Annotated in this window: 5 protein-coding genes; 2 read left to right on the forward strand and 3 right to left on the reverse strand. The window is 34.4% G+C overall.

Annotated features, from left to right (window positions below; translation table 11 throughout):
* The coding region (locus tag KHW44_RS07765; protein WP_304068041.1) for a protease inhibitor I9 family protein at positions 1-582 on the reverse strand (582 nt) is incomplete at its 3' end.
* Between the two features lie 401 nt (positions 583-983).
* Between KHW44_RS07765 and KHW44_RS07770 the strand changes: the two genes are divergently transcribed.
* Positions 984-1,484 carry an ECF transporter S component gene (locus KHW44_RS07770; protein ID WP_304068043.1) on the forward strand — a complete coding sequence of 167 codons (501 nt, stop codon included), beginning with the start codon at positions 984-986 and terminating at the stop codon, positions 1,482-1,484.
* 10 nt (positions 1,485-1,494) lie between these two features.
* Complete coding sequence (locus tag KHW44_RS07775) at positions 1,495-1,752, forward strand: hypothetical protein (RefSeq protein WP_110058186.1); 258 nt, start codon at positions 1,495-1,497, stop codon at positions 1,750-1,752.
* Between the two features lie 33 nt (positions 1,753-1,785).
* Here the strand turns inward: KHW44_RS07775 and KHW44_RS07780 are convergent, their stop codons facing one another.
* Entirely contained in the window at positions 1,786-2,424 is a 639-nt protein-coding gene (locus tag KHW44_RS07780; protein WP_304068050.1) for a phosphatase PAP2 family protein, read from the reverse strand.
* Between the two features lies 1 nt (position 2,425).
* Positions 2,426-3,203: cation diffusion facilitator family transporter (locus KHW44_RS07785; protein WP_304068053.1), on the reverse strand; the 778-nt coding region annotated here is incomplete at its 5' end.

Here is a 3,203-nt window from a genome sequence, read left to right on the forward strand (position 1 = left end):
AGGAGATAATTTCATGTCTTTGTGAGATGGATCGACACCAGTATCTATAATACTAATTAACATTCCTTGTCCTGAGAATTTGTATTGATCCCACAAAGTATCAGCCTTAATCATTTTTGGAGCTGTAGCCAAGCTTGGAGACGCTCCTTTTGGTCTTTCAGCTTTCATTTGAGTTGTAACCTTTTTAACTCCTGATTGTTTTCTCAATTTGTCGATGTCTTTTGCTTTAACCTTAGCTGAGAAACCTGTGATAACTGCAGAAAATTCATCTTCTTTGTCAACTTTAACGTTTTCTTTGTTAAGTTTAGTTTTGATGTTTTCTGAAGTTTTCTTAACATCTGCTTCAGATGCCTTCACAGCTTTTGAGAATCTCGCACTCTTTACGTTTGGTTCTCTTTCAATAGCAGCCTTGTCACTTGTTTCTACGATAACTTTGACTTCTTGGTCTGCCTTTACGCCTTGTTCTTGAAGTTTAGCATATGTAGTGCTGTCTGTTTGATTAGTTGCGAATGTCGTTGCACTCGGCAATACCAATGAAAACAATAACACACCAGCTAAAAACTTTTTGGAATATGGTTTCATATTTCCCTCCTACTTTTTTATCCGCAAAAACGGCAAAATATTTGCTTTTTTGCTCATAACATAATTTTACTTAACTAAATAGTAAATGTCAAACTAATTTTGAAATTCGTATTTCATAAATATACTTCTATCGTTTTCATCAAAATAAAGATAATAATCCACGCATTTTGCAAATTAAGTTGTTTTATTTGGACAAATTACTGATAACATTTATTGTTCATTGTTTTTTTATTATTTAATTGAATAATAATGTGTAAAACCTCAAATTTCCTACATTTTTTTCCAAAAATATTTTTTCAAACAAATTTTATTATCAAATCTGTTACCATAATTTTTTCAGATTTTGTTACTATTAACCACCACACAAATGTTTTATAATATACATGCATGAGGAGGAATCAATGAACACTAAAAAAATCACAACAACAGCGATTTTCATTGCACTTACAACGTTTTTCACAATGGTAATCAAGATACCAGTGTCACCTGCAATGGGTTACGTTAACCTAGGAGACTTCATTATATTATTATCCACTGTCGCATTCGGACCAGTTATAGGAATGATTGCCGCAGCATTCGGATCAAGCTTGGCGGATTTATTGCTCGGTTATGCGGCGTTTGCACCATTTACATTCGTAGTCAAAGGATTGATGGCACTTGTAATGGGATTGTTCTTAAAGAAAATCAACAATCAAAAAACATCCACCGTTCTAATTGCTGGAGTTATTTGCGAATTAGTGATGGTCGTGGGATATTACTTCACATCTGTAATTCTTTACGGAAACAAGACTGCAATTGCTACAATTCTTCCAAACTCAGTCCAAGCCGCTGTGAATTTTGTGATATTCGCACTTATTTGGAAGAGATTTTTGAAAATAACTGAATCTATATTGAAAGACTAGAGTGTATTTTATGAAGAAATTATTAATACCTTTGTCTTATTTAGCACAAATTATTGTATTAATCGGGCTGATATTTTTTGATGGATTCGGTCAACAAGGTTTTGTTTTGTTGTGTTTGATTCCGTTCGCTATTTTGAATTTGGCGCTACGAAATCAAATATCCAACAAAAATCTCAGATTATTGCATGTTATAATCAATGTTATATCAATTTTCGCGTTTGCGATTTTAATGATATTATCATTTGTTTTCCCAGTTTCAAACAAATAAATTATTCTACAAACCAAAAAACACAGCCTGTCACTAATAGTGATAAGCTGTGTTTTGTTTTCTATTGAATACGAAAAGTATAACATGAGCTAGAATAATTCCACACACTACATCGATAATGCTGTGTTGTTTTACAAGCATAGTGCTTATGCAAATTCCCACATCCCACAATAAGAATAAAATCTTCGATTTCCCTTTATTTTTCAATATTCTTCGAAACTGATTGTCGATTATCACGGTTGTCGATACGTGGATGCTTGGACACACGTTATTTGGCGCATCAATTTTCTGAATTTGTCTGATTAACCACGCACACACATCATTTCCAGTGATGTCTGTAACTCTAATATCCAAGGCTGTCGGATATATCACATAAATTACCAGTGATATGTACATGGCTGCAAACATCGGAATGATTATGTTGTAGAGGTTGTCGTATGATTTTCTCTTTAATAGATATACAAATGGTACGACTAACATCAAAAACCACGACGAATACATTAATATCGCAGGTTTGTAAAACGGGATGTAGTCGTCTAGTTTTGAATATACTATGTGATAATTTCTGTTGGGTATTTTTTCCATTGCAAAAAACCACACCAAATACACTGCGTAGACTTCAAGTATGAATTTGAGTGGGTTTTGATCGTAAATTCGTTTAATGTTTTTCATTTTAATAAAAGTTTCTTCTTTGATATCCTCTTGTAATCGCTATGATTGGCTTGTAGTCAGTGATTTGCGATAGGATTTTGCCTTTCACAATATCGACTATTTCCTTGTCTTCCATTTTCTCATCTATATCTACTCTGATGTCAAAAATCATCTCGTCGCCTTCTTTTTTCGGACAAATCCTAAAATCGTTCAATATCCATTTATCGTTAACATCGGTGATGATTTTCTCGACAATTTCGTGCAAGTTTTGAACTTTCGGATTGTTTACTGCCAACGGATCCATGTGAATCGTCGAATACACACCCTTTTTTTCTATCAAATCTCTCTCGATTTGGTCTGCCAACGAGTGAAGTTTGATGAATTCTTCGGAGCTGTTCACTTCGACATCCACAGTTATGAAGATGTGACCTGGGCCGTAATCGTGAACTCTCAAATCGTGTGCACCGTAAATACCGTCATAAGATGTGATGAAATCAATGATTTCACGCTCGAATTTTCTAGATGCACCCGTTCCCAAAAGTTTGTCCACAGTGTCAGTTATCATTTCAAATCCGTTTTTGATGATGATAACACCACCCAAAAGTCCGATGTATGCGTCGATGTTAAGGTGCGTCAATTTGAACACTACAACAGATATAAGTACGATGGATGTGGATATGCAGTCGCTTTTTGAATCCACAGATGTTGCCATCAACAAATCAGAGTCGATTTTCTTGGAAATTTTGTAGTAGAATTTGCTAAGCCAAAACTTCGCCACAATCGCTACTATTAGAACAATC

Origin of the sequence: Finegoldia magna (assembly GCF_018371055.1) — a bacterium.
GTDB lineage: Bacteria > Bacillota > Clostridia > Tissierellales > Peptoniphilaceae > Finegoldia > Finegoldia magna_I.